Origin of the sequence: Streptomyces aurantiogriseus, from assembly GCF_014649375.1 — a bacterium.
Lineage (GTDB): Bacteria > Actinomycetota > Actinomycetes > Streptomycetales > Streptomycetaceae > Streptomyces > Streptomyces aurantiogriseus.
In genome coordinates this window covers 197,723-219,766 of record NZ_BMSX01000003.1, presented here as the reverse complement: position 1 = coordinate 219,766, position 22,044 = coordinate 197,723, and the positions used below count along the sequence as shown (strand labels likewise).

Sequence of the window (22,044 nt, the reverse complement as noted above, 5' to 3'; positions counted from 1 at the left end):
ATTTCCGGAAACAAGAACCCCCGATTCACGGTGCGATTATTCGGGCAGCACCGCGCACAACGCGTCCAGCGTCCCCGCCCAGGCGTGGTCCGGCGGGGTCGCGTACCCCACCACCAGCGCGTCGCACGGCTCGGCGGTCGCGTCGGGGTGCCGGTGGCGGTGCAGCCCGTCCACCGCCAGCCCCTGCCAGGCCGCCGCCCGCAGCGCCGCCTGTTCGGTGCCCGGCGGCAGCCGGAGGACCACGTGCAGGCCGGCCGCGATGCCGGTGGCCCGGACCGAGGGAGCCCGCCGGGCCAGCTCGGCCACCAGGGCGTCCCGGCGGCGCCGGTAGCGCAGGCGGGCCGCGCGGATGTGACGGTCGTAGGCGCCCGAGGTGATGAACTCCGCGAGCGTCAGCTGGTCCAGCACCCCGCAGGTGTCGATGCCGCCCTTCGCCGCCGCGGCCTCCCGCACCAGGGCGGGCGGCAGCACCGTCCAGGCCAGCCGCAGGCCGGGGGCCAGGGACTTGCTCGCGGTGCCCAGGTGGACGACGTGGTCGGGGTCCAGGCCCTGGAGGGCGCCGACGGGCTGGCGGTCGTAGCGGAACTCGCCGTCGTAGTCGTCCTCCAGGACCAGGCCGCCGGTGCGCCGCGCCCACTCCACGACGGCCGCCCGCCGGTCGCGGTGCAGCGGCATGCCCATCGGGAACTGGTGGGCGGGGGTGAGCAGCACGGCGCCCACGTCCCCCAACCCCTCGGGGTCGGTGCCCAGTTCGTCGAACGCCAGGGGCTCGGTGCGCAGACCGGCCGCCTCCAGCAGCCTGCGGTGAATGTCGAGTCCGTACGACTCGACGGCGACCGTGCGCACCCCGCGCGCCCGCAGCACCGTGCCGAGGATCTTCAGGCCGTGGGAGATGCCCGCGCACACCAGGACGCGGCCGGGGTCGGTGCGCACGCCCCGCGCCCGGGCGAGGTAGCCGGCGAGCGCGGTGCGCAGTTCGATACGGCCGCGGGGGTCGCCGTAGCCGAACGCGTGGTACGGGGCCGAGGTCAGGGCGCGGCGGGCGGCCCTGAGCCACTCCGTGCGCGGGAAGGAGGCGAGGTCGGGCATGCCGGGGCGCAGGTCGAAGGCGGGCTGGTCGGGTTCACGGAGGCCGGGGACCGCGCCCGGCGGCGGCGCCGTCCACTGCCCGAAGGACGTGGCCGGGACCCCCGTGGCGACCCGTGTGCCCGAGCCCTGGCGGGCGGTGAGCCAGCCCTCGGCGACGAGGTCGGCGTAGGCCTCGGCGACCGTGTTGCGGGCGATGCCCAGGTCGGCGGCGAGGGAGCGGGAGGAGGGCAGCCGGGTGCCGGGGGCCAGGCGGCCGGTGCGGACGGCCTCGCGCAGGGCGTCGGTCAGCCCGCGGCGCAGGCCGCCACCGGTCGGTTCCAGATGCAGGTCGACACCGAAAGTTGCCCAGGATTTCGCCATGGAAATGGACCATACCCGTGGGCTGCCTTCCTCCTAGGGTCGAGGACATGACGAACGGCGACGACAGCACGACGACCGTGACGACCCCTGAGTACGCCCCCGAACAACCGGCCCGGATGCGCTGGGCCAAGCACGCCCCCGAGGTCTACAAGACGATGGTCCGCCTGGACGCGGCCGCCCAGCAGGGCCTCGACCCCACGCTGGTGGAGCTGGTACGGCTGCGCGCCTCCCAGCTCAACCACTGCGCCTTCTGTCTCGACATGCACACCAAGGACGCACTCGCGGCGGGTGAGAGCGTCCAGCGCATCGTGCAGCTGGCCGCCTGGGAGGAGTCGAAGCACTTCTACACGGAGAAGGAACTCGCGGCGATCGAGCTGACCGAGGCGGTCACGGTCCTCACGGACGGCTTCGTGCCCGACGAGGTGTACGAGCGGGCCGCCGCGCACTTCGAGGAGGCCGAGCTGGCCCAGCTCATCGCCACGATCACGGTGATCAACGCGTGGAACCGGTTCGGGGTGACCACGCGCGCGGTGCCGGGCCACTACCAGGTGGGGGACTTCGGGTGACGGCTCGTACGAAGCTCCTGGACCAGGAAGTCGGACAGGCCATGTCCCGCCTCAGCGCGGTCGCGAAGAAGGGGCTCGGCGACCCCGCGCTCGCCGAACTGGTCGTGATCCGTGCCTCGCAGCTCAACCACTGCGCCTTCTGCCTCGACATGCACCTCGCCCTCGCCCGCGAGCACGGGGTGAGCGAGAAGCAGCTGGACCTGCTCGACGCCTGGGAGGAGGCCGGGGACGTCTACGACGAGCGGGAACGGGCGGCGCTCGCGCTGACGGAGGCGGTCACGGTCCTCACGGACGGCTTCGTGCCCGACGAGGTGTACGAGCGGGCCGCCGCGCACTTCGACGACACGCGACTCGCCCACCTCATCGGTCTGGTCGTCGCCATCAACAACTGGAACCGGGTGATGGTCGGCCGCCGCGTCGCGCCCGGGGAGTACACGCCGTGAGCGGGGTCGAGACGTTCCGCCGCCTCCACCGCCGGCCCTCCCCCGAGGAGCCCCTGGTCCTGCCCGGCCCCTGGGACGCGGCCAGTGCCCGCGCCTTCGCCGACGCCGGTTTCCCCGCACTGGCCACGCCGAGCGCCGGAGTCGCGGCCTCGCTCGGGTACGCGGACGGCCGGACCCCGGCGGAGGAGATGTTCGCGGCGGTCGCGCGGATCGCGCGGTCCGTGGACGTGCCGGTGTCCGCGGACGTCGAGGACGGCTACGGCCTGCCGCCGAAGGAGCTGGTCGAGCGGCTGCTGGAGGCGGGAGCCGTGGGCTGCAACCTCGAGGACTCCAACGGGGGTGTCCTCAAGGACCCGCGGGCCCACGCCGACTGGCTCGCCGAGGTGCGGTCTGCGGCCGCCGACCGGCTCTTCGTCAACGCGCGCATCGACACCTTCGCCCAGGGCGTCACCGACCCCGCACGGGCCATCGAGCGGGCCGCGCTGTACGTCGCCGCCGGCGCCGACTGTGTGTACCCGATCGGCGCCCCGGTCGCCGTACTGCCGTTACTGCGGTCCGGGATCCAGGGACCCCTCAACGTCTCCGCGAAGGTCGGCGAGGGCCCGACGCCCGCCGAGCTCGGCGGACTCGGGGCCACCCGCGTCACCTTCGGTCCGGGGCTGCAACGGCGGGCGACGGCGGCGGCCAAGGAGATCGCCGCACGCCTGAGGCAGGAACAGGGGCAGGGGTAAGGACAGGGACAGGGGGATCTACGACAGCCACGCCCGCCACGTCGACTCGTGGCTGTCCACCCACTTCTTCGCCGCCTCCTCGGGGGTGAGCTTCTGGTCGGCGATCATCAGGGAGACCTCGTTCTGGTCCTCGGTGGTCCACTTGAACTTCCTCAGGAAGGCCGCCGCCCTGCCGCCCGTCCTCGCGAAGTCCGCGTTGAGGTACTTCTCCAGCGGGGTGTGCGGATAGCCGCAGGCCACCTTCTCCGGGTCGGCGTCGCAGCCCTCCTTGTAGGGGGGCAGCTTCACCTCCGTCATCGGGACCTTCTTGAACAGCCACTGGGGGGCGTACCAGTACGTCAGGAAGGGCTTCTTCTCCTTGGCGAACTGCCTGATCTGCGTGATCTGCGCGGCCTCCGAACCGGCGAACACCACCTGATAGTCCAGCTTCAGGTTCTTCACCAGCGCCTTGTCGTTGGTGACGTACGACGGGGAGCCGTCCATCAGCTGGCCCTTGCCGCCGCTCTCTGCGGTACGGAACAGCGGCGCGTACTTGTCGAGGTTCTTCCAGTCGGTGACGTCGGGGTGCTGCTGGGCGAAGTACGTGGGGACGTACCAGCCGATGTGCCCGGTGACCCCGAGGTCGCCGCCGCGCGCGATGGTCTTCTTGTCGTCGACGTAGCGCTGCTCCTGCTCGGGGTGCCCCCAGTCCTCCAGGATGGCGTCGACGCGGCCCTGGCTGAGCGCGTCCCAGGCGGGGACCTCGTCCACCTGGACGGTGTCCACGCGGTAGCCCAGCTCGTGCTCCAGGATGTACTGCGCCACGGCGACGTTCGCCTGCGCGCCCACCCAGGACTGCACGGACAGGGTCACCGTCTTCGCGCCCTGCGCGTTGGCGAAGGGCGAGGCCTGCTTGGTCATGTCGGCGGCGCCGCAGCCGGTGAGCAGTACCAGGCCCGCTGCGGCAGCCGTCATACGCACTCGCATGTCACGCTCCCTTCTTCGCGCGCCGGTCGGCCGGCTGGGTCACCCGGTCGAGCATCAGGCCGAGGCAGACGATCGCGGCGCCGGCCACCAGACCGGTCGCGAGGTCGCCCTGGGCGAGGCCGAAGACGACGTCGTAGCCGAGGGCGCCGCCACCGACCAGGCCGCCGATGATGACGACGGCGAGGACGAGCACCACACCCTGGTTCACGGCGAGCAGCAACGCCGGGCGGGCGAGCGGGAGTTGCACCTGCCGCAGCTGCTGGCCGCCGGTCGCGCCGAGCGAGCGCGCCGACTCCAGGGCGGCCGCGTCGACCTGGCGCAGGCCCTGGGTGGTGATCCGGACGACGGCGGGCAGCGCGTAGACGACGGCCGCGGCGACCGCCGGGGCGCGGCCCACGCCGAACAGCGCGACGACCGGGATCAGGTACACGAATTGCGGCATCGTCTGGAAGACGTCCAGGACGGGGCGGAGCAGCCGCTCGAAGCGTTCGTTGCGCGCCGCCGCGACGCCGGTCGCGAAGCCCAGGACGAGGGTGACGGCCACGGCCGCGAGCACCTGGGACAGGGTGTCGAGCGACGGCTGCCACACACCGAGCACACCGATCGCGGCCATCGCGAGGACGGCGGTGAGCGCGGTGCGCCAGGTGCCGATCAGCCACGCGAGCGCGGCGACGAGGAGCAGGACCGACCACCAGGGCAGCCACTGCAGGCCGTCGCGGAGGGGGTCCAGCACCCAGGTGGTGAAGTGGGCCGCCCAGTCGGCGGTGCCGCCCACGACGGGGACGCCGGAGTAGAGGTGCTCGGTCATCCAGTCGACGGCACGGTTGACCGGCTCGGCGATGCCGAGGGTCCAGGTCTCGGGCCAGTCGAGGCGGCCGGTGAGCCGGCCGAGCACGGCCACGGCCGCGGTGGCGGCGAGCAGTGCGTACGTCCCCCGGGTGCGGCGGGACTCGCCGGTGCCGCGGCCCGCCGCCGCCGTCACCCGGTCCAGGACGACCGCCAGCAGCACGATCGGGATGCCGGCCGTGAGGGCCGCGCCCACGTCGACCGAGGCCAGCGCCTGGTAGACGCGGTCACCGAGGCCGCCACCGCCGATCACCGACGCGATGACGGCCATCGACAGCGCCATCATGATCGTCTGGTTGAGGCCGAGGAGGAGTTCCTTGCGGGCCAGCGGGATACGGGCGGTCAGCAGACGTTGGCGTGCGGTGGCGCCCAGTGACTCCACCGCCTCCAGGACCTCCTTGTCCGCACCGCGCAGGCCCAGTGACGTCAGGCGGGCCATGGGCGGGGCGGCGTAGACGACGGTGGCCAGGACGGCCGCCGGGACGCCGATGCCGAAGACCAGGACGACGGGGAGGAGGTAGGCGAAGGCCGGGAGGACCTGCATGGTGTCCAGGACCGGGCGCAGGGCTCGGTCCATCCGGTCGGAGAGGCCGGCGGCGAGACCGAGGAGCGCGCCCACGGCGACGGAGGCGAGAACGGCCACCACCATGAGGGCGAGCGTCTGCATGGTCGGCACCCACATGCCGAGGAGGCCGCAGGTGAGGAAGGCGACGGCGGTGCCGACGGCGAGCCTCGGTCCCGCGACTCGCCAGGCGACGAGTGCGCCGAGCGCCGTGACGCCGGCCCAGCCCAGGCCGAGGAGGACCAGGTAGACGGCGCGGACCGAGAGGACCACGGCGTTGCTGATGTGGCCGAAGAAGTAGAGGAACAGGGGGTGGCTGTCCCGGTTGTCGATGATCCAGTCGCTGACGCGGGTGAGGGGGTCGGAGAGGTCGATGGTGAGGGCGTCCGGCCATGTGGTGCCGGGCCAGTGGGCGTGGGCGATCGGTACGAGGACCGCTGCGGCCAGGGCCAGTGCGAGGAGCTTGTGGACGGCTCGGTGTTTCAGGAAGCCGGGGACGGTGACACGTAGGGCGGGTGCGGTGATCGTTGCCATCACAGCGCCCCCGAGTCGGTGCCGGGGGATTGGGGCGCCTGCCCGCGCGTACGGGGTGCCGCTTTCCCCGGGACGGGCGCCGCCCCAGCGGCACGACTGCCCGCAGCTACGGCGGCCTGGCTGCCCGCTGCGGAGTCGCCGCCCACGGCTGCGGCGGCCTGGTCGCCCGCCGTTGCGTCGGTGTCGTTGTCCGCGTCCACGGGGGTCGTTCCGGCGACCACGCCCAGCAGGGCGTCGGAGTCCACCACTCCCACGCAGCGGCCCCTGTCCACCACCCGTGCCGGTGCGCCCGACCTCGCCACTGCCTCGATGGCCTGGGAGACCGTGGCGTTCGGGGAGACCGCCGGGCCGTTGCCGGCCTCCTCCATCGACGCCGTGCGCATGGCCGTGCGGACCGTCATGACCTGTTCGCGGGGTACGTCGCGGACGAACTCGCGTACGTAGTCGTCGGCGGGGGAACCGACGATCTCCTCCGGGGTGCCGAGCTGGACGACGCGGCCGTCGCGCATCAGGGCGATGCGGTCGCCGAGCTTGAGCGCCTCGTTGAGGTCGTGCGTGATGAAGACCATCGTGCGGCCCTCCTCGCGGTGCAGGCGGATCACCTCCTCCTGCATGTCCCGCCGGATCAGCGGGTCGAGCGCGCTGAACGGCTCGTCGAACAGGAGGACCTCGGGGTCCACCGCCAACGCCCGGGCCAGCCCCACCCGCTGCCGCTGACCGCCCGACAGCTGGCCCGGCCTGCGCTGCTCCATGCCCTCCAGGCCGACCTTGGTGACGACCTCGCGGGCCCGGGTCCGGCGTTCGGACTTGCCGACGCCCTGGATCTCCAGGCCGTAGGCCACGTTGTCGAGGACCGTGCGGTGCGGGAGGAGGCCGAAGTGCTGGAAGACCATCGCGGCGCGGTGGCGGCGCAGTTCGCGCAGGCGGGTGCGGTCCATGGCGCGGACGTCCTCGCCGTCGACGGCGATCGTGCCGGCCGTCGGCTCGATCAGCCGGGTCAGACAGCGCACCAGCGTGGACTTGCCGGAGCCGGACAGGCCCATGACGACGAAGACCTCGCCCTTGCGCACGTCGAAGGAGACGTCCCGCACGGCGGCCGTGCAGCCGGTGCGGGAACGGAGTTCGGCGGCCGGGAGGGACGCCAGCTCCGGGTCGGCCGGGACGCGTTCGGCTTTCGGGCCGAAGACCTTCCACAGGCCCTCGACGGAGAACACCGGGGTGTCGGTGATCGTGGTCATCGCGCGTCACCTCGCACCAGGTCGGCCGCCCTCTCCCCGACCATCAGCACCCCGATCATCGGGTTCACGGCGGTCATCGTCGGGAAGACCGAGGCGTCTGCGATCCGGAGGCCGGTCAGGCCACGCACGCGCAACCGTGGGTCGACGACGGCCAGTTCGTCGTCGGCCGCGCCCATACGGCAGGTGCCGGCGGGGTGGTACACGGTGTGCGCGACCTTGCGGGCGTACTCGCTCAGCTCCTCGTCGCCGGTGATGTCCGGGCCGGGGGCCACCTCGCGTTTGAGCCAGCCGGCCAGCGGCTCGGTCTTCGCTATCTCGCGGGCGATCCTGATCCCGTCGACGAGGGTGCGGCCGTCGTGGTCGTCCTCGTCGGTGAAGTAGCGGAAGTCGAGGGCGGGCTTGACGGCCGGGTCGGCGCTGGTCAGGTACAGGCGGCCGCGGCTGCGCGGCTTGGGGATGTTCGGGGTCATGGAGACGCCGTACGGGGGCCGTTCGTAGCCCAGTCGCTCCGGGTTGTCCGTGAAGGGGACCTGGTAGAAGTGGAACATCAGGTCGGGGCCCGCGTGGTCGGGGTCGCGGCGGACGAACAGGCCCGCGTCGGAGTCCATCGCGGAGTTCTCGGGGAGCGGGCCGTGGGTCTCCCAGACGATCACCGACTCGGGGTGGTCGAGGAGGTTCTCGCCGACGCCGGGCAGGTCGTGGACGACGGGGATGCCGAGCGCGTCCAGGTCGGCCTTGGGTCCGATGCCGGAGTGCAGCAGCAGCCGGGGCGAGTCGACGGCTCCCGCGCAGAGCAGGACCTCGTTGCGGGCCTGTACGAGGAACTCCTCGCCGTCCTTGGCGCGGACGTGCACCCCCTCCGCCCGCGTGCCGTCCAGCTCCAGCCTGTACGCCCAGGTCTCCAGGAGGATGTGGAGGTTCGGGCGCTCGTCCATGACCGGGTGCAGATACGCCACCGAGGCCGACGACCGCTTGTTGTTCTCCGGGTGGTAGGCGAGGTCGAAGAAGCCGACGCCGTCGTCGAACGGCTTCTTGTTGAAGCCCTCGACGCGGGGGACGCCGAGTGCCGCCTGCGCCGCGTCGACGAAGTCGCGGGCGATGGCGTTCCGGTCCTTCTCGTCGACCGGGACGATGTTGTTCAGGAGCCGCGCGTAGTACGCCTCCATGGGGACCGCGCCCCAGCCCTCCGCGCCGGCCGCCTCCCACTCGTCCCAGTCGGACGGGAGCGGCTTGAAGGCGATGAGCGTGTTGTGGGAGGAACAGCCGCCGAGGACGCGGGCGCGGCTGTGCCGGATGTGGGAGTTGCCGCGCGGCTGTTCGGTGGTCGGGTAGTCGTAGTCGAGTTCGCCGCCGAGCAGGCCCGTCCAGCGGCGCAGGGTCAGGACGTCGTCGCGGCCGACGTCGCTGGGGCCGCCCTCGATGACGGCGACCGTGACGTCGGGGTTCTCGGTGAGACGGGAGGCCATGACGGAGCCGGCGGTGCCGCCGCCGATCACGACATAGTCGTAGACGTGGGGGGACTGGGACATGGGGAGGTCTCCAAGTGGGGGCGCTTGAAGGGGGGTTGGGGGGAAGTCGGTGAAGTCGGTGAAGTCGGTGGAGTCGGGGGACCTGTGGGGTGCCGGCTGTCGAGGCCGGCCGGGGGCTCGTAGGGGCTGGGGGCTCAGCCCGCGAACCACCGCACCGGCTTCGGCGCGAGGTTCTGGTACATGTGCTTGGTCTCGCGGTACTCGGCGAGTCCGGCGGGGCCGAGTTCGCGGCCCACTCCGCTCCTGCCGAAGCCGCCCCACTCCGCCTGCGGGAGGTAGGGGTGGAAGTCGTTGATCCAGACGGTGCCGTGGCGCAGACGGGCCGCGACCCGGCGCGCCCGGCCGGCGTCGGCGGTCCAGACGGCGCCCGCGAGGCCGTACTCGGTGTCGTTGGCCAGGGCGACGGCCTCGTCCTCCGTGCGGAAGGTCTCGACGGTGAGGACGGGCCCGAAGACCTCCTCCCGGACGACCCTCATCCCGCGGTGGCAGTGGTCGAGGACGGTCGGCTCGTAGAAGTAGCCGGTGGCGGGCCGCCCGGCGGACGGCTCGGGCCGCCTGCCGCCGGAGCGCAGCACCGCGCCCTCCTTGAGGGCGGACTCGACATACGCCTCCACCTTGGCGCGCTGCTGCTCGGAGACGAGCGGGCCGCACTCGACGCCGTCCTCGGTGCCACGGCCCAGGCGGATCCGGTCGGCCCGGCGGGCGAGTTCGGCGACGAAACGGTCGCGGACCGGCTCCTCGACGATCAGGCGGGCGCCCGCCGAGCAGACCTGGCCGCTGTGGATGAAGGCGGCGTTGAGGGCCTGGTCGACGGCGGTGTCGAAGCCCTCCTCCGTGGCGCAGGCGTCGGCGAAGACGACGTTGGGGTTCTTGCCGCCGAGTTCGAGGGCGACCTTCTTGACGGTGGGGGCGGCGGCCTGGGCGACCTTGGTGCCGCTGAGCAGGCCGCCGGTGAAGGAGACGAGGTCGACGTCGGGGTGCTCGGCGAGGCGGGCGCCGACCGAGTGGCCGGGCCCGGTGACGATGTTCGCGACGCCGGCGGGGAGGCCGGCCGCGGCCAGCAGGTCGATGAGCGCGACGGTCGTCAGGGGAGTGATCTCGCTCGGCTTGACGACGAAGGTGTTGCCGGCGGCGAGGGCGGGGGCGATCTTCCAGCTGGCCTGGAGGAGGGGGTAGTTCCAGGGGGTGATCAGCGCGCACACCCCGACGGGTTCGTGGACGACGACGCTGTGGATGTCGGGCGAGCCCGCGTCGACGACCCGGCCGGGGGCCTCGGCGGCGACGAGGTCCGCGAAGTAGCGGAAGGCGTCGGCGACGCAGTCGATGTCGACCCGGCCCTCCTCGACGGTCTTGCCCGCGTCCCGGCTCTCCAGCAGGCCGAGTTCTTCGCGGTCGCGTATGAGGAGGTCGGCCACGCGACGCAGCAGCGCGGCCCGCTCGGCGGCGGGGGTCCGCGGCCACGGGCCGTGGTCGAAGGCCTGGCGGGCCGCCGCGACCGCCAGGTCGGTGTCCTTCTCGTCCCCCTCGGCCACCGCGGCGAACGGCAGGGCGTCCGCGGGGTCGAGGATCTCGCGCGTGGCACCGGAGACGGCATCGCGCCATTCCCCCTCCACGTGGATGGTCTTCCGCGCCTGGAGTTCTGGTGTGTCCGCCATGATCGGGTTTGCCTTCCGTTCCTGTTCACTGCCCCTGTGTCACACGCGTGTCACTCACCGGGACCGTGAGCGCCTGCCCCCGACCTCCGGTTGCATGCGCGATCGATGGCCGAAAGTGCGCTGCCTCACTGAAAATGCGGACAAATCAGGCAATTCTTAGGCTGAAGGGTGAGGTGACGCCATGCCCAGGAGAGCCTTGATCTGCGTGGCGACGAGTGCGGCCCTGCTCCTGTCGCCCACCCTCGCCGCGTCCTCGGACGCGGACGACCTGAGCGCCCGGGAACTGGCCGAGCAGGCGAAGGACACCTTCCTGGACGCGCAGTCCGTCCGCCTGAAGTTGGCGGATCGCAGCGCGAGCACGATCAGCAGCAAGACCGCGCCGACCTTCATGGACCTGTTCCTCGACCGGGACGGCAACTGCGTCGGCACGCTGGAGCTGGGCGCGAACGGCGGCAGCCTCGAGATCGTCAGACGGGGCGAAGAGGTGTGGCTGAAGCCGGACACCGCGTTCTGGAAGGCGCAGCTGCCCGGCAGCCAGGGCGACACGGCGGCCGAGTTCGTCAGGAACCGCTACATCCGCGGGTCCTCCGACGACGCTCTGCTCAAGGACGTGGTCAAGGCCTGCGACCTGGACACCTACCAGGAGGAGTTCGGCAGATCCGGCTTGTCGTCCGACGACAAGTCCCTGACGAAGGGCGAGGAGACGACGGTCGACGGCGCCGAGGTCGTCCCGCTGAAGGGCGAGGAGGACGGCAAACCGTCGACCCTGTACGTCACTTCGGACCGCCCGCACCGCCTGGTCGCGATCACACAGAAGGCCGACGGCACCGACACGAAGGTGACCTTCTCGGACTACGACGAGCCGGTGCCGTCACAGACGCCCTCGGCGGACGAGTCGGTGGACGTGGACCAGGTGCGGGAGGAGCTGCTGGGCGGCTGAACGCCGTCGAGATCCCGGAAGCCGGCAGGCCTCAGAAGTCGACCCGCATCACCACCCGCCGCAGCGTGGGCCTGCTCACCTCCACGAACCCCGCCTCCGCGAACACCTCACGGCTGCCCACATGCAGCTCGCCCCAGGTGATCTCCACCCCCGGTGTCGTGATCATCGGGTACGCCTCGAGGGCGCGGGCGCCGTGGGTGCGGGCGTAGGGGATCGTGGCGCGGGCGAGGCCGTAGGTGATGCCCCGGCGGCGGAAGCCGCGGCGGGTGAGGAGGCAGGTCACCGCCCAGACGCCGGGGTCGGCGCGGTCCTCCTTGCGGCCGGTCCAGGGGACGCGGGTGCGCAGCAGCCGGGGGTAGGCGGCGCGGGGTTCCACGGCGGCCCAGCCGACGGGGGTGCCGTCGAAGTAGGCGAGCAGGCCGGTCGTCGCGTCGGCGTCCGGAGTTTCGCAGCGGGTCTGCTCGCGCAGGCGTGCGGCGCGTTCCTCGGGGGTGGCCGAAGCCCAGTCGTGCTCGGGGACCTTGTACCGCTGGCACTGGCAGCGACCCGGGTAGTCGGTCGTGCCGAAGACTGCCTGGAGGTCGTCCCAGGAGGCCTCGTTGGCGGGGCGGACGTCCAGGGCCTCGGGCGGGATGGGGGCGTCGCTCACCGGGGCGGGTCCTCCCCCACCCGGCCGTCGATCGACTCCCGGACGAGGTCGGCGTGGCCGACGTGACGGGCGTACTCCTCGACGAGGTCGACCAGGATGCGCCGCAGGCTGGGTGCGCGCCCGTCGGGCCAGGCGAGGCGGGCCAGGGTGTCGAGGCCGCCCTCGGCCGGCACCTGGCGCAGGTTCGCCCGCGAGGCGGCGACGGCGTTCTCCCACAGCGCGTACAGCTGCCCGGGGGTGTCGGAGGCGGCCGAGTGCCACTCCCAGTCCGGGTCCGCGTCCCAGTCCACGGCGTTCCACGGCGGGCCCAGCTCCTTCCCGAGCAGCCGCCGGGAGAAGTACTCCTCCTCCATCAGGGCCAGATGCTTCAGCAGACCGCCCAGGGTGATCGAGGAGGGGGCGAGGCGTGCGTTCAGGCCGTCCGCGTCCAGGCCCTCGCACTTCCACGCCAGGGTCCTGCGCTGCCGCTCCAGGGAGCCGATCAGGGTGTCGGCCTCGCTGCCCGCGACGGGCGGCTCCCGGAGCAGGGGAGATTCGGTGTTCTCGCTCATGTGCCGCAGGCTACGGTCCGTTCCGGACGATCCACTGCCGGAATCATCGAGGAGATCATGCGGCACGACGAAAGCCCCACCGCCCGCGCCCTGCTCGCCCTGGAACTGCTCCAGGCCGGCCCCGGCATCACCGCCGAACGCCTCGCCGCCCGCCTCGGCGTCTCCGAGCGGGCCGCCCGCCGGTACGTCGGCATCCTGCGGGAGGCCGGCATCCCCGTCGAGTCGACCCGCGGCCCCTACGGCGGCTACCGCCTCGGCCGCGGCCTGCGCCCGGCCCCGCTGATGTTCACGGCCGCCGAGGCGCTCGGCCTGGTGATGGCGGTCCTGGACGGCCACCACGACGCGGCGGACCCGGCCGGTCCGGTGGGCGGCGCCCTGGACAAGCTGCTGCGGGTGCTGCCGGAACCGGTGGCCGCCCCCGCCGAAGCGGTCCGCCACGTCCGCGCCCAAGGCGACACGACGACCCCCGCCCCCGCCACCACCGCCACCCTCGTCCAGGCCTGCGCCGCCCACCGCGGACTGCGCCTCGGTTACCACCTGGGCGCGAAGGGTGTCCGCACGATGGAGGTCGACCCGTGGGCGGTCGTCGTCCACCACGGCCGCTGGTACCTGCTGTGCTGGTCGCACACCCGCGACGCCCGCCGCGTCCTGCGCGTGGACCGCGTCACCGAAGTCACCACCCTCGACACCACGTTCACCCCGCCGGAGGACCTCGACGCCCTCACGACCCTGGAGGAACACCTCGCGGAGGGCTGGACGTACGAGGTCGAGGTCGTCATCGACGCCCCCGCCACCCAGGTCGCCCGCCACCTCCCCCGCACCCTGGGCCGCCTCGAACCCCTCGACGCCCATACGACCCGCCTCCTGGCCACGACGGACGAACCGGAGTGGTACGTACGCCAACTGACCGCCCTGAACGCCCCGTTCAGAATCCTCGGACCGAGGGAACTCCAGGAGGCGGCAAGAAACTTGGGCCAACGCCTGCTGTCGGCGGCGGAGCACACTTCGGGGGCCGGCGGGGCCGGGGCCGACGTGGACGACGGGGCCGGTGGCGGCGGGGCCGGTGGCGGCGGGGCCGGCGGGGCCGGCGCCGACGTGGACGACGGGGCCGGCGGGGGCGGCGGGGGCGGCGGTGACGGCAGGGGCGGCGCTTTGCAGCATGCGGCTGCCCAACCGACCTAAAGGGGCGCGGGGAACTGCGCGACCAGCCACAACGGACCCGCACCCGGCAACCAGCAGCACCCACCCCGACCGCATCCGCTCCCGCACCCCCGCGGAGCGAAAACGCACTGATCCCCAGGCAGCCCACGCCACCCGGGGATCAGACCGGAAACCGTTGAGTCAGGTGACTCAGATAAGACCGAGCGAGCGCACCGCGTCCCGCTCCTCCTCCAGCTCCTTCACGGACGCGTCGATCCGCGCCCGCGAGAACTCGTTGATGTCCAGACCCTGGACGATCTCGAACTTGCCGTCCTTCGCGGTGACCGGGAAGGAGGAGATGAGGCCCTCCGGGACGCCGTAGGAACCGTCCGACGGGATGCCGGCGGAGGTCCAGTCGCCCTCGGCGGTGCCGTTGGTCCAGGTGAAGACGTGGTCGATGGCGGCGTTGGCGGCGGAGGCGGCCGACGAGGCGCCACGGGCCTCGATGATCGCCGCGCCACGCTTGGCGACGGTCGGGATGAAGTCCTCGGCCAGCCACTTCTCGTCGTTGACGACCTCCGCGGCGTTCTTGCCGGCGACGATGGCGTGGAAGATGTCCGGGTACTGCGTGGCGGAGTGGTTGCCCCAGATGGTCAGACGCTTGATGTCGGCGACCGTGGAGCCCGTCTTCTTCGCCAGCTGGGTCAGCGCGCGGTTATGGTCCAGACGCGTCATCGCGGTGAAGCGCTCGGCCGGTACGTCCGGCGCGGCAGCCTGGGCGATCAGCGCGTTGGTGTTGGCCGGGTTGCCCACGACCAGCACCCGGATGTCGTCCGCGGCGTGGTCGTTGATGGCCTTGCCCTGCGGCTTGAAGATGCCGCCGTTGGCCTCCAGCAGGTCACCGCGCTCCATGCCCTTGGTGCGCGGGCGGGCGCCCACCAGGAGGGCGACGTTGGCGCCGTCGAAGGCGACGTTCGGGTCGTCGGTGATGTCGATGCCCTGGAGCAGCGGGAACGCGCAGTCGTCCAGCTCCATGGCCGTGCCCTCGGCGGCCTTCAGCGCCGGGGTGATCTCCAGGAGGCGCAGCTTGACCGGCACGTCCGCGCCGAGCAGCTGGCCGGAGGCGATGCGGAAGAGCAGGGCGTAACCGATCTGGCCGGCCGCGCCGGTGACGGTGACGTTCACGGGAGTGCGGGTCATGGCGTTCTCCGTATGACAGCTGGCGGTGGGGCGTCCCTGCCCCGGACGTTTGATCGATCTCTTGGCGTCAAGAGAGATCCAGCGGTCAGGCTATCGCGCATCCGGGATCCCGGACGTCCGGGGCCGTGTGGCCCGTCCCACAGAGTGTGGGTCTCCCTGTAGTGCCGGGCCCACAAAAAAACCCGGCGTTCACAGGAATACCGCTCCCCAACCCGGGCACGCGAACCGTACCCCCACGGGAGTCCGGCACCACCCGGTTACCCCCACCCGGCGGCCGTCGGTTCCACCTCTCCCGGACCGGCGGCCGCCGTTTTCCTGCGCCTCCTGCGGCGTGCGGCCCTGCTCCCCGACGCCTTCTGCGGCCTTCTACGGCGTGCACCCCTGCTGCCCCGACGCCAGCACCGCGCACGCCTGTGCCTCCGCCGCCTCCTTCACCGCCACCATCGGGGTGTACGCGATGGTGTCGCCGGCCGTGGTGATGTCGCCCGTCCGGCGGGTGGAACCGACCGTCACCCGCACCACGTCCCCCACCCCGGCCTGGGTGATCCGCCCCCACGCCGCCCCGCACGTCCTGCTGTAGCGGACCTCGACGAGGGTCGTGCCGACGGTCGCGCTCTTCGCCGTGGTGACGAGGTTGCCGCTGCAGCCCATCTGCTCCGCGTCCTTGCCTTCGCAGTCGGCGCCGTGGCAGTGCACGCCGGGCGGAAGAGAGGGGTGGGGGCTGGCGGACGGGGAGGGCGGGCCGGCGGTCGTCCTGTTCTGCTCGGGCGCGCCGCCGTCGAGGAAGAAGGCGCCCGCGGTGACGATCGCGACGCCGGCGACACCGGCGAGGAAGAGCGCGGGACGCCGGGCGCGGCGACCCGGGGTGGCAGGGCCGGGGCCCTCCGGGGACGTCGCGCCGGGGCCCTCGGGGGACGTCCCGCCGGGATCCTCCGGCACCGGCACCGGCGGTGGCGGCGGCGGCGACGTCGGGGACACGTCCGTGGGGCCGGCGCGGCCGGTGGCCGGGGTCGTCACCGTGCGGGCACGGGAGAGACGTACGGCCTCGGATCCCAGGTCGTCCCTCAGCTCCGCACGGCTCCAGGCGCGCTCGGCCAGCTCCCACAGGGTGATCAGATGGGCGGGGTCGGCGCCGGTGACCTCGGCGAGGGCGACGACCGCGCCCTTGGGAGCGAGGAGCCGGCCGTTGAGGTAGCGCTCCCAGGACGCCCTGCCGTAGTGCGTGCGGTCGGCGAGCTGTGTGACGTTCAGGCCGCTGCGGTCCACGACCTGGCGCAGCTGACGGGCGAACTCCTTGACCTGCGGGTCGAGTTCGTCGGGCAGGTTCTTCCAGCGAGGCATCGATCCCCCCTTCCTCCACCGTGTCCCCTGTTGGCCACGTTAGCGCTCAGCCGAACGCCACGGCTCCCCCCACCGCGGCGACCAGCAGGACGAGCAGGAGCAGGACCGCAGAGAGGAGGAGGCGTCGTCCGGCGGCCGGCCGGGGCGGTGGTTCCTCCAGACGCTCCCACCAGGGGAGCGTGGGGTCGTCCTCGTACTCGGCGGTGTCCCCCGCCGCCCCCGCGGCCCCCGCGTCCGTCGGCGGCGGTGCCGGCCGGGGCCAGGCCTCCACGGCCAGTTCCCAGCGCACGCAGTGGCGTTCGGCGTCCGCGCCGGCGAGGCCCGCGACCCGGCACAGCGCGGCGACGGCCTGCCGGGGCGGTGGCTGCACGGCGTTGAGGTAGCGCTGCCACGAGGACTTGCTGTACGCGGTGCGGGCGCCGAGCGCGGCCAGGCTGAGGCCGGTGCCGTCCTTCAGCTGCCGCAACTGCTCCACGAAGTGCCGTACCTCCGACGGCAGATCGTCCGGCAGCGGCTGCCACGTGCTCATCGCCCAGCTCCCCTTCGATCCACGGGCCCACGCCTTCGGTCCGCTCAAGGGACGACGTCCGCGCGGCGGACGGTTCCCGGACCGGCGGGGACTGTGGCGGGGCGCGCACACGGTGGCGGAACGGTCACCGCTGTGCCACAGCGCACGGACAGCCGTTGAACAGCCCGCCGACCGTGCGGGAGCGTGGAACGCGTCGGCGGCCCGTCCTGGCTCGGGGGAGAGGACGGGCCGCCGTACGTGTGTGGCTTCGCCACAGGGTCAGCTGTCGACCGTGAAGTGCAGGGTGTCCTTCAGGAACGGGATCTGCAGCCACGGATTCGGCTGGGCCATCAGCGCCAGCAGGACGATCGCCGCGCCCAGCACGCCGTAGGTCGCGATGTCGGTGAAGCGGGAGCGGACGGCGAGCATGCCGACGCCGGGCAGCAGCCAGCGCAGGACCGCACCACCGAGCAGGGCCACGCCGATGAGGATCGTGCCGATCCGGAACTGGTCGAACGTGGTCAGCAGCAGACCGAGCGCGACCAGGCCCAGGACGGCGATTATCGGCCACTGCCGGGCCGGCGCCGGGGCGTCGCCGGGCGCGGCGCGGCCGCCGCCCTCGGGGCGCGCGGTGTCCCGGGTGAACAGCGGGAAGCGGCGCGTGGTGCGCCGCGGCACGCCGTCGGCGTCGGGCGCGCTGACGGGGTCGCGTACCTCGATGTCGTCGATGTCGTCGATGTTCTTGACGTCCTCGGTTTCGCCGGGGGTGTCCCGGGGCTCAGCCGACACTGCGCTCCGCCGCCTCGACCACGTTGACGAGCAGTTGCGCCCGGGTCATCGGGCCGACCCCGCCCGGGTTGGGGGAGATCCAGCCGGCGACCTCGCGGACGTCCGGGTGGACGTCGCCCACGATCTTCCCCTCGGCGTTGCGGGAGACGCCGACGTCGAGGACGGCCGCGCCCGGCTTGACGTCCTCGGCCCGGACCAGATGGGCCGAACCGGCGGCGGCGACGATGATGTCCGCCCGCTTCAGGTGCGCGGAGAGGTCCCGGGTGCCCGTGTGGCACTGGGTCACCGTGGCGTTCTCGCTGCGCCGGGTCAGCAGCAGCGGCATCGAGCGCCCGATGGTCACGCCACGGCCGACGACCACGACCTCGGCGCCCTTGATCTCGACGCCGTGGCGGCGCAGGAGCGTGAGCACGCCGTTGGGCGTGCAGGGCAGGGGCGCGGGCTCGTTGAGGACCAGCCGCCCGAGGTTCATCGGGTGCAGCCCGTCGGCGTCCTTGGCCGGATCCATGAGCTCCAGGACGCGGTTCTCGTCGATGCCCTTCGGGAGCGGCAGCTGGACGATGTAACCGGTGCAGGCCGGATCCTCGTTCAGCTCCCGTACGACCGCCTCGATCTCCTCCTGCGTGGCCGTGCCGGGCAGTTCCCGCTGGATGGAGGCGATGCCGACCTCGGCGCAGTCGCGGTGCTTGCCGGCGACGTACTTCTGGCTGCCGGGATCGTCCCCGACGAGGATCGTGCCGAGGCCGGGCGTGACGCCCTTCTCCTTCAGCGCCGCCACGCGGGCGGTCAGATCCGACTTGATCTCGGCTGCGGTGGCCTTGCCATCGAGAATCTGGGCGGTCATGGTCCCATCCTCCCGGATGACGGCCTCCCGGTTCCAATCCGGGTGACCCGGCAGCGAGGGGCCCTTCCCCTCCCCGGCCCGCTGATCGTTTCCGGACATGATCGACGAGGTTGCACTTGCACAACTTCCTGCGGAATGCGGCTGGACAACAAACCAGCCACTGCAGAACGATTGACGCACAGTGCCGCGGGCAGTACCGGGGGGACGGACCGCATCTGTAACAACTTCCTCCGCACCGTGCCGCGCGTCGTCCCCGCACCCGAGTGCACACGGAGGAAGGACCGCCATGAGTTTCGGCGAGCCGAACAACCCCTACGGGCCGCCGCCCCAGCAGCCCCCGGCCCCCCAGCAACCCCCGGCCGGCCCCGGCTACGGCTACCCGCAGCAGGGCCCGCCGCCCGGCGCTCCGCCGCAGGGCTACGGCGTCCCGCAGGCCCCGCCCTACCCGCAGCAGCAGTACGGGCAGCAGCCGTATCCGCAGTACCCGGGCGACCCGCAGTTCCAGGGCGGCTACCCGGGCGGCCCGCTGACGATGCCGGGCATCACCCGCGCCGCTCGGATCCTGCTGGGCGTCATCGCCCTGGCCCACGCGATCGTCGCGGGCTCCTACCTCTGGGTCCTGTCCCGGTGGGACGAGGAGATGGTCGAGGCGGGGGTGACCGGCGACCCGGACGCGGAGCGGTTCGCCGACCTCGGCAAGGGCGTCGTCGTCTTCTTCCTGTGCCTGGCCACCGTGTTCACGATCCTCGGCGTGGTGCTGCTGCTCCAGTACGCCAAGGGCGGCAACGGCGTGCGTGTGTGCTCGATCGTCTACGGCTCGTTCGCGATCGTCACCGGCATCTTCATGATCGCGGCCTGGGGGCTCGGCCTGATCATCATCGCCGTCGCCGTCCTGCTGATCGTCTTCTCGGCGAAGCGCGCCACGGCGGACTGGTTCCGCCGCCCGCGTTACTGATCCGGCCCACACAACCCCGACCGGCCTCCAGGAGAACTTTCTGCAAACAGGAACTTAATACTCCGTGAACGGTGTGCGGTGACGCCTCCCTTCCGGTCCGACATGCCGGGCAAAGGCACGGGAGTCAGGGGAGCAAGCCCTTACTCTGACTCGTCGGACCAGGGGGGAGGCCGATGGCCGTGTCGATGCACAGCATCATCGTCGTACCGCCGGACTGCGAAGGGCCCGGCAGTCATCTGCGGATCGGTCCGGGCGAGCGACTCGCGTTCGGCCGGACCACGCCGGGCAACGACCTGGTGATCGCGCACGACGGGGTGTCCCGGGTGGCCGGGGAGATCACCGCACATCGCGCGTTCTGGATACTGAGCAACCACAGCGCCCATCAGACCTACGTGGTGGAGAACCCCGAAGGGGCGGGCGAGCACGTCAAGGTCGCTCCCGGCCGCCAGGACGCGCCCATCCCGTTCGAGTTCTCCCGGGTGGTCCTGCCCGCCGCCGGCGACCTGCTCAGCTTCGACGTGTGGGCGCCGTGCCACGGCTTCCGCGCCCGCGCCGCCGGCCCGGGGGCTCCCGGCGCCGCCACGGCCCCGGCGTTCGCGCTCGACCGCACCAAACGGTATTTCGCCGTACTGGCCGCCCTGTGCGAGCCCCGTCTGCGCCGTGCGCCACACGCCCCGCTGCCCACCGTCGACGAGGTGGTCGAGCGGCTGCGTCCCTCCTGGCCCGCCGCCAGCCGCTCCGCCGTCTCCTGGAACATCGACTACCTGGCCGTCAAGCTCCGTCTCAGACCCGGCCCGGACACCCCGGTACCCGGCCAGCGCCTCAACGGCAAGAAGGAGTCCCTGGTCTCGCTGGCCCTCCGCTTCGACCTCGTACGCGAGGAGGACCTGCTGCTGCTCACCGCCCCCGTGCCCAGCAAGGCGGTGTCATGACCGGGTCCACGCACGGGCAGCCGTACGCCGTCCCCGTACCGAAGGGCTACCGGGTCGGCCGCTGGGAGGTGCGCGAGCCCCTCGCGTCCGGCGCGTTCGCGACCGTCTACGCGGCCAGGAACACGCTGCCCGGCGCCGAACTGCCGCCGAGTGCGGCGCTGAAGTTCCTGCCGACGGGCACACGCACTCCGCGCCAACTGCACCACCTGCGTGAACTGGCCGAGCGCGAGGTCGAGTTGCTCAAACGGCTGCGCGCACCCCGGCTGATCCGCATGCACGAGGCCCTCACCGTCGAAGACCCGGATCACCCCGAACTCGACGGCGCCACCGTCCTCGTCCTGGAGCGGGCCGAAGGTTCCCTGGACATCCTGCTCGACCAGGCCCCGGCCCCCGCCTCCGGCCCCGCGCTGCTCGCCCAGATCTGCGAGGGCCTGAACCAGTTGCACCACGCCGGCTGGGTTCACGGCGACCTCAAGCCCGGCAACGTCCTGCTGATGAAGGACGGTTCGGTACGCCTGGCCGACTTCAACACGGCCGCCGAACTCGAAGGCACCCACGCCTACTCCCCCGTCTTCGCCACCCCCGACTACACCCCACCCGAGCTGCTCTGGCCCGAGGTCAGCGAACGCGGCACCCGCATCCGCCCCACCGCCGACATCTGGGCCTACGGGGTCCTGGCGCACGTGGTCCTCACCGGCACGTACCCGCTGCCGGGCTCCACGACCGAGGCCCGAGCCGACGCGGCGATGCGCTACGCCCGGGGCGCCGAGGAACTCCGTCTCTCGCCCCGGCTTCCCGCCGTCTGGCAGCAGATCATCGCCGACTGTCTGTCCCCCACCCATCAGCAGCGGGCCGCGCACGACACGGTCACGCTCCTGCGCCGCGTGGAGGAGGCCGCGGGCGTCACCGGCTCCGCCCGCCTGCCGCGCCTGCGCCCGCGCAGGTGGCGCCGCCCCGCCCTGGTGACCGCCGTCGCCGCGGCGCTCCTGGCGGGGGCCGTGACGGTGACGTACGCGATCATGCGGGACGACGGGCCGTCGTACGGCTATCACCGCTGCCCGTTCAGATCCGTCTGCTTCTTCAGCGAGCAGAACGGCAACGGCGACATGTGCGCCTGGGAGGGGGACGACCCCGACTGGCTGTCGGGGAGGGAAACCTGCATGTGGACCGCCGACCGTCCGGTGAGATCGATCTTCTACAACGGCGACGAGTCGACGGGCCTGGGCGGCGTCGCCTACTTCCGGGGCCGCGACTACACCCCCGTCGGCGAGGACATCACCCGCCCCAACTCCCGTATGCGGACCGGCTGCACGAGCCAGCACGCCCAGGGCAATCTGGCGGGCACCTACGCACCCCTGTCCCACCGGCTCATCGAGCACTGTGGCGACAGCGGCGACCGAACACCTTCGACAGAACCTGAAAAGTCACAGGATCCATCGCCCTGAGCGGACCGTCCGCCGTTGCCCCAGAATGAACGCACCGGGGAGTCAGCCATACGGGGGGGCGCTCTGGCCGGGCACGAACGGGAACCGATCGCCGCGCGGCCCGGCCTCGCGCTCGCGCTGGGCTGTGCGGCCGTGCTCACGTGGTGCGCCGCGTTTCCCCTCACGTTCGTGCTGCCCGGCCCGCAGTCCGACGACTTCGGCACGGCACCTTGGTTCGCGCGGGCGACGGCG

21 protein-coding genes are annotated in these 22,044 nt (G+C 72.4%); 8 read left to right on the top strand and 13 right to left on the bottom strand.

The window, feature by feature from the left end; translation table 11 throughout:
* Positions 1-36: 36 nt before the first annotated feature.
* A complete protein-coding gene (gene pdxR, locus IE263_RS07555; RefSeq protein WP_189933586.1) occupies positions 37-1,449 on the bottom strand; it encodes a MocR-like pyridoxine biosynthesis transcription factor PdxR in 1,413 nt (470 codons plus the stop codon).
* A 47-nt stretch (positions 1,450-1,496) separates the two neighbouring features.
* On the opposite strand from pdxR, the gene IE263_RS07550 reads away from it, so the two are divergent.
* Genes IE263_RS07550 through IE263_RS07540 form a run of 3 tightly spaced genes read left to right on the top strand, consistent with a single transcriptional unit; the run spans position 1,497 to position 3,189 of the window.
* Positions 1,497-2,015 (top strand): carboxymuconolactone decarboxylase family protein, encoded by a 519-nt coding sequence (locus tag IE263_RS07550; RefSeq protein WP_189933584.1) that lies wholly within the window; start codon positions 1,497-1,499, stop codon positions 2,013-2,015.
* Positions 2,012-2,458: a carboxymuconolactone decarboxylase family protein gene (locus IE263_RS07545; RefSeq protein ID WP_189933582.1), complete on the top strand. Its 447-nt coding sequence runs from the start codon at positions 2,012-2,014 to the stop codon at positions 2,456-2,458. The genes IE263_RS07550 and IE263_RS07545 overlap by 4 nt, the downstream gene beginning before the upstream one ends.
* Positions 2,455-3,189 (top strand): isocitrate lyase/PEP mutase family protein, encoded by a 735-nt coding sequence (locus IE263_RS07540; RefSeq protein ID WP_189933580.1) that lies wholly within the window; start codon positions 2,455-2,457, stop codon positions 3,187-3,189. The genes IE263_RS07545 and IE263_RS07540 overlap by 4 nt, the downstream gene beginning before the upstream one ends.
* A gap of 18 nt (positions 3,190-3,207) precedes the next feature.
* Here the strand turns inward: IE263_RS07540 and IE263_RS07535 are convergent, their stop codons facing one another.
* From IE263_RS07535 to IE263_RS07515, 5 genes are all read right to left on the bottom strand, one after another.
* Positions 3,208-4,155: an ABC transporter substrate-binding protein gene (locus IE263_RS07535; protein WP_189933578.1), complete on the bottom strand. Its 948-nt coding sequence runs from the start codon at positions 4,153-4,155 to the stop codon at positions 3,208-3,210.
* Position 4,156: 1 nt separating this feature from the next.
* The gene (locus tag IE263_RS07530) at positions 4,157-6,097 is read right to left on the bottom strand and encodes an ABC transporter permease (RefSeq protein ID WP_189933576.1); all 1,941 of its coding nucleotides are present in this window, start codon (positions 6,095-6,097) and stop codon (positions 4,157-4,159) included.
* A complete protein-coding gene (locus IE263_RS07525) occupies positions 6,097-7,335 on the bottom strand; it encodes a quaternary amine ABC transporter ATP-binding protein (RefSeq protein WP_189933573.1) in 1,239 nt (412 codons plus the stop codon). Before IE263_RS07525 ends, IE263_RS07530 begins: the two co-directional genes overlap by 1 nt.
* Positions 7,332-8,864, bottom strand: coding sequence for a GMC family oxidoreductase (locus IE263_RS07520; protein WP_189933571.1), 1,533 nt, complete (start codon positions 8,862-8,864; stop codon positions 7,332-7,334). Before IE263_RS07520 ends, IE263_RS07525 begins: the two co-directional genes overlap by 4 nt.
* Before the next feature lie 134 nt (positions 8,865-8,998).
* A complete protein-coding gene (locus IE263_RS07515) occupies positions 8,999-10,519 on the bottom strand; it encodes an aldehyde dehydrogenase family protein (protein WP_189933569.1) in 1,521 nt (506 codons plus the stop codon).
* Positions 10,520-10,700: 181 nt separating this feature from the next.
* Between IE263_RS07515 and IE263_RS07510 the strand changes: the two genes are divergently transcribed.
* Positions 10,701-11,459: a LolA-like protein gene (locus IE263_RS07510; protein ID WP_189933567.1), complete on the top strand. Its 759-nt coding sequence runs from the start codon at positions 10,701-10,703 to the stop codon at positions 11,457-11,459.
* Positions 11,460-11,490: 31 nt separating this feature from the next.
* Here IE263_RS07510 and IE263_RS07505 read toward each other — a convergent pair whose 3' ends face one another.
* A complete protein-coding gene (locus IE263_RS07505; RefSeq protein ID WP_229910838.1) occupies positions 11,491-12,108 on the bottom strand; it encodes a GNAT family N-acetyltransferase in 618 nt (205 codons plus the stop codon).
* Positions 12,105-12,659, bottom strand: coding sequence for a DinB family protein (locus tag IE263_RS07500; protein ID WP_189933566.1), 555 nt, complete (start codon positions 12,657-12,659; stop codon positions 12,105-12,107). Before IE263_RS07500 ends, IE263_RS07505 begins: the two co-directional genes overlap by 4 nt.
* A 57-nt stretch (positions 12,660-12,716) precedes the next feature.
* Here IE263_RS07500 and IE263_RS07495 point away from each other — a divergent pair, with 57 nt between their 5' ends.
* Positions 12,717-13,841, top strand: coding sequence for a helix-turn-helix transcriptional regulator (locus tag IE263_RS07495; RefSeq protein ID WP_189933564.1), 1,125 nt, complete (start codon positions 12,717-12,719; stop codon positions 13,839-13,841).
* A 168-nt stretch (positions 13,842-14,009) separates the two neighbouring features.
* On the opposite strand, the gene IE263_RS07490 is transcribed toward IE263_RS07495, so the two are convergent.
* The 5 genes from IE263_RS07490 to IE263_RS07470 form a co-directional block, all read right to left on the bottom strand.
* Positions 14,010-14,999, bottom strand: coding sequence for a malate dehydrogenase (locus IE263_RS07490; RefSeq protein ID WP_189933562.1), 990 nt, complete (start codon positions 14,997-14,999; stop codon positions 14,010-14,012).
* 366 nt (positions 15,000-15,365) lie between these two features.
* A complete protein-coding gene (locus tag IE263_RS07485; RefSeq protein ID WP_229910837.1) occupies positions 15,366-16,340 on the bottom strand; it encodes a helix-turn-helix domain-containing protein in 975 nt (324 codons plus the stop codon).
* A 46-nt stretch (positions 16,341-16,386) separates the two neighbouring features.
* Positions 16,387-16,869 (bottom strand): helix-turn-helix domain-containing protein, encoded by a 483-nt coding sequence (locus tag IE263_RS07480; RefSeq protein ID WP_189933560.1) that lies wholly within the window; start codon positions 16,867-16,869, stop codon positions 16,387-16,389.
* A gap of 258 nt (positions 16,870-17,127) precedes the next feature.
* Positions 17,128-17,577: a DUF3017 domain-containing protein gene (locus tag IE263_RS07475; RefSeq protein ID WP_189934289.1), complete on the bottom strand. Its 450-nt coding sequence runs from the start codon at positions 17,575-17,577 to the stop codon at positions 17,128-17,130.
* Between the two features lie 49 nt (positions 17,578-17,626).
* Positions 17,627-18,481: a bifunctional methylenetetrahydrofolate dehydrogenase/methenyltetrahydrofolate cyclohydrolase gene (locus tag IE263_RS07470; protein WP_189933558.1), complete on the bottom strand. Its 855-nt coding sequence runs from the start codon at positions 18,479-18,481 to the stop codon at positions 17,627-17,629.
* A 286-nt stretch (positions 18,482-18,767) separates the two neighbouring features.
* Between IE263_RS07470 and IE263_RS07465 the strand changes: the two genes are divergently transcribed.
* The 3 genes from IE263_RS07465 (at position 18,768) to IE263_RS07455 (ending at position 21,813) form a co-directional block, all read left to right on the top strand.
* The gene (locus IE263_RS07465; RefSeq protein WP_189933556.1) at positions 18,768-19,436 is read left to right on the top strand and encodes a hypothetical protein; all 669 of its coding nucleotides are present in this window, start codon (positions 18,768-18,770) and stop codon (positions 19,434-19,436) included.
* Positions 19,437-19,621: 185 nt separating this feature from the next.
* The gene (locus tag IE263_RS07460) at positions 19,622-20,368 is read left to right on the top strand and encodes an FHA domain-containing protein (protein ID WP_189934287.1); all 747 of its coding nucleotides are present in this window, start codon (positions 19,622-19,624) and stop codon (positions 20,366-20,368) included.
* Complete coding sequence (locus tag IE263_RS07455; protein WP_189933554.1) at positions 20,365-21,813, top strand: serine/threonine-protein kinase; 1,449 nt, start codon at positions 20,365-20,367, stop codon at positions 21,811-21,813. The genes IE263_RS07460 and IE263_RS07455 overlap by 4 nt, the downstream gene beginning before the upstream one ends.
* Positions 21,814-22,044: the final 231 nt, after the last annotated feature.

Coding starts and splice junctions, on each gene's coding strand:
- pdxR (WP_189933586.1), bottom strand. CDS start 1,449: ATGGCGAAATCCTGGGCAACTTTCGGTGTCGACCTGCATCTGGAACCG.
- IE263_RS07550 (WP_189933584.1), top strand. CDS start 1,497: ATGACGAACGGCGACGACAGCACGACGACCGTGACGACCCCTGAGTAC.
- IE263_RS07535 (WP_189933578.1), bottom strand. CDS start 4,155: ATGCGAGTGCGTATGACGGCTGCCGCAGCGGGCCTGGTACTGCTCACC.
- IE263_RS07530 (WP_189933576.1), bottom strand. CDS start 6,097: ATGGCAACGATCACCGCACCCGCCCTACGTGTCACCGTCCCCGGCTTC.
- IE263_RS07525 (WP_189933573.1), bottom strand. CDS start 7,335: ATGACCACGATCACCGACACCCCGGTGTTCTCCGTCGAGGGCCTGTGG.
- IE263_RS07520 (WP_189933571.1), bottom strand. CDS start 8,864: ATGTCCCAGTCCCCCCACGTCTACGACTATGTCGTGATCGGCGGCGGC.
- IE263_RS07515 (WP_189933569.1), bottom strand. CDS start 10,519: ATGGCGGACACACCAGAACTCCAGGCGCGGAAGACCATCCACGTGGAG.
- IE263_RS07510 (WP_189933567.1), top strand. CDS start 10,701: ATGCCCAGGAGAGCCTTGATCTGCGTGGCGACGAGTGCGGCCCTGCTC.
- IE263_RS07500 (WP_189933566.1), bottom strand. CDS start 12,659: ATGAGCGAGAACACCGAATCTCCCCTGCTCCGGGAGCCGCCCGTCGCG.
- IE263_RS07495 (WP_189933564.1), top strand. CDS start 12,717: ATGCGGCACGACGAAAGCCCCACCGCCCGCGCCCTGCTCGCCCTGGAA.
- IE263_RS07490 (WP_189933562.1), bottom strand. CDS start 14,999: ATGACCCGCACTCCCGTGAACGTCACCGTCACCGGCGCGGCCGGCCAG.
- IE263_RS07485 (WP_229910837.1), bottom strand. CDS start 16,340: ATGCCTCGCTGGAAGAACCTGCCCGACGAACTCGACCCGCAGGTCAAG.
- IE263_RS07480 (WP_189933560.1), bottom strand. CDS start 16,869: ATGAGCACGTGGCAGCCGCTGCCGGACGATCTGCCGTCGGAGGTACGG.
- IE263_RS07470 (WP_189933558.1), bottom strand. CDS start 18,481: ATGACCGCCCAGATTCTCGATGGCAAGGCCACCGCAGCCGAGATCAAG.
- IE263_RS07465 (WP_189933556.1), top strand. CDS start 18,768: ATGAGTTTCGGCGAGCCGAACAACCCCTACGGGCCGCCGCCCCAGCAG.
- IE263_RS07460 (WP_189934287.1), top strand. CDS start 19,622: ATGCACAGCATCATCGTCGTACCGCCGGACTGCGAAGGGCCCGGCAGT.
- IE263_RS07455 (WP_189933554.1), top strand. CDS start 20,365: ATGACCGGGTCCACGCACGGGCAGCCGTACGCCGTCCCCGTACCGAAG.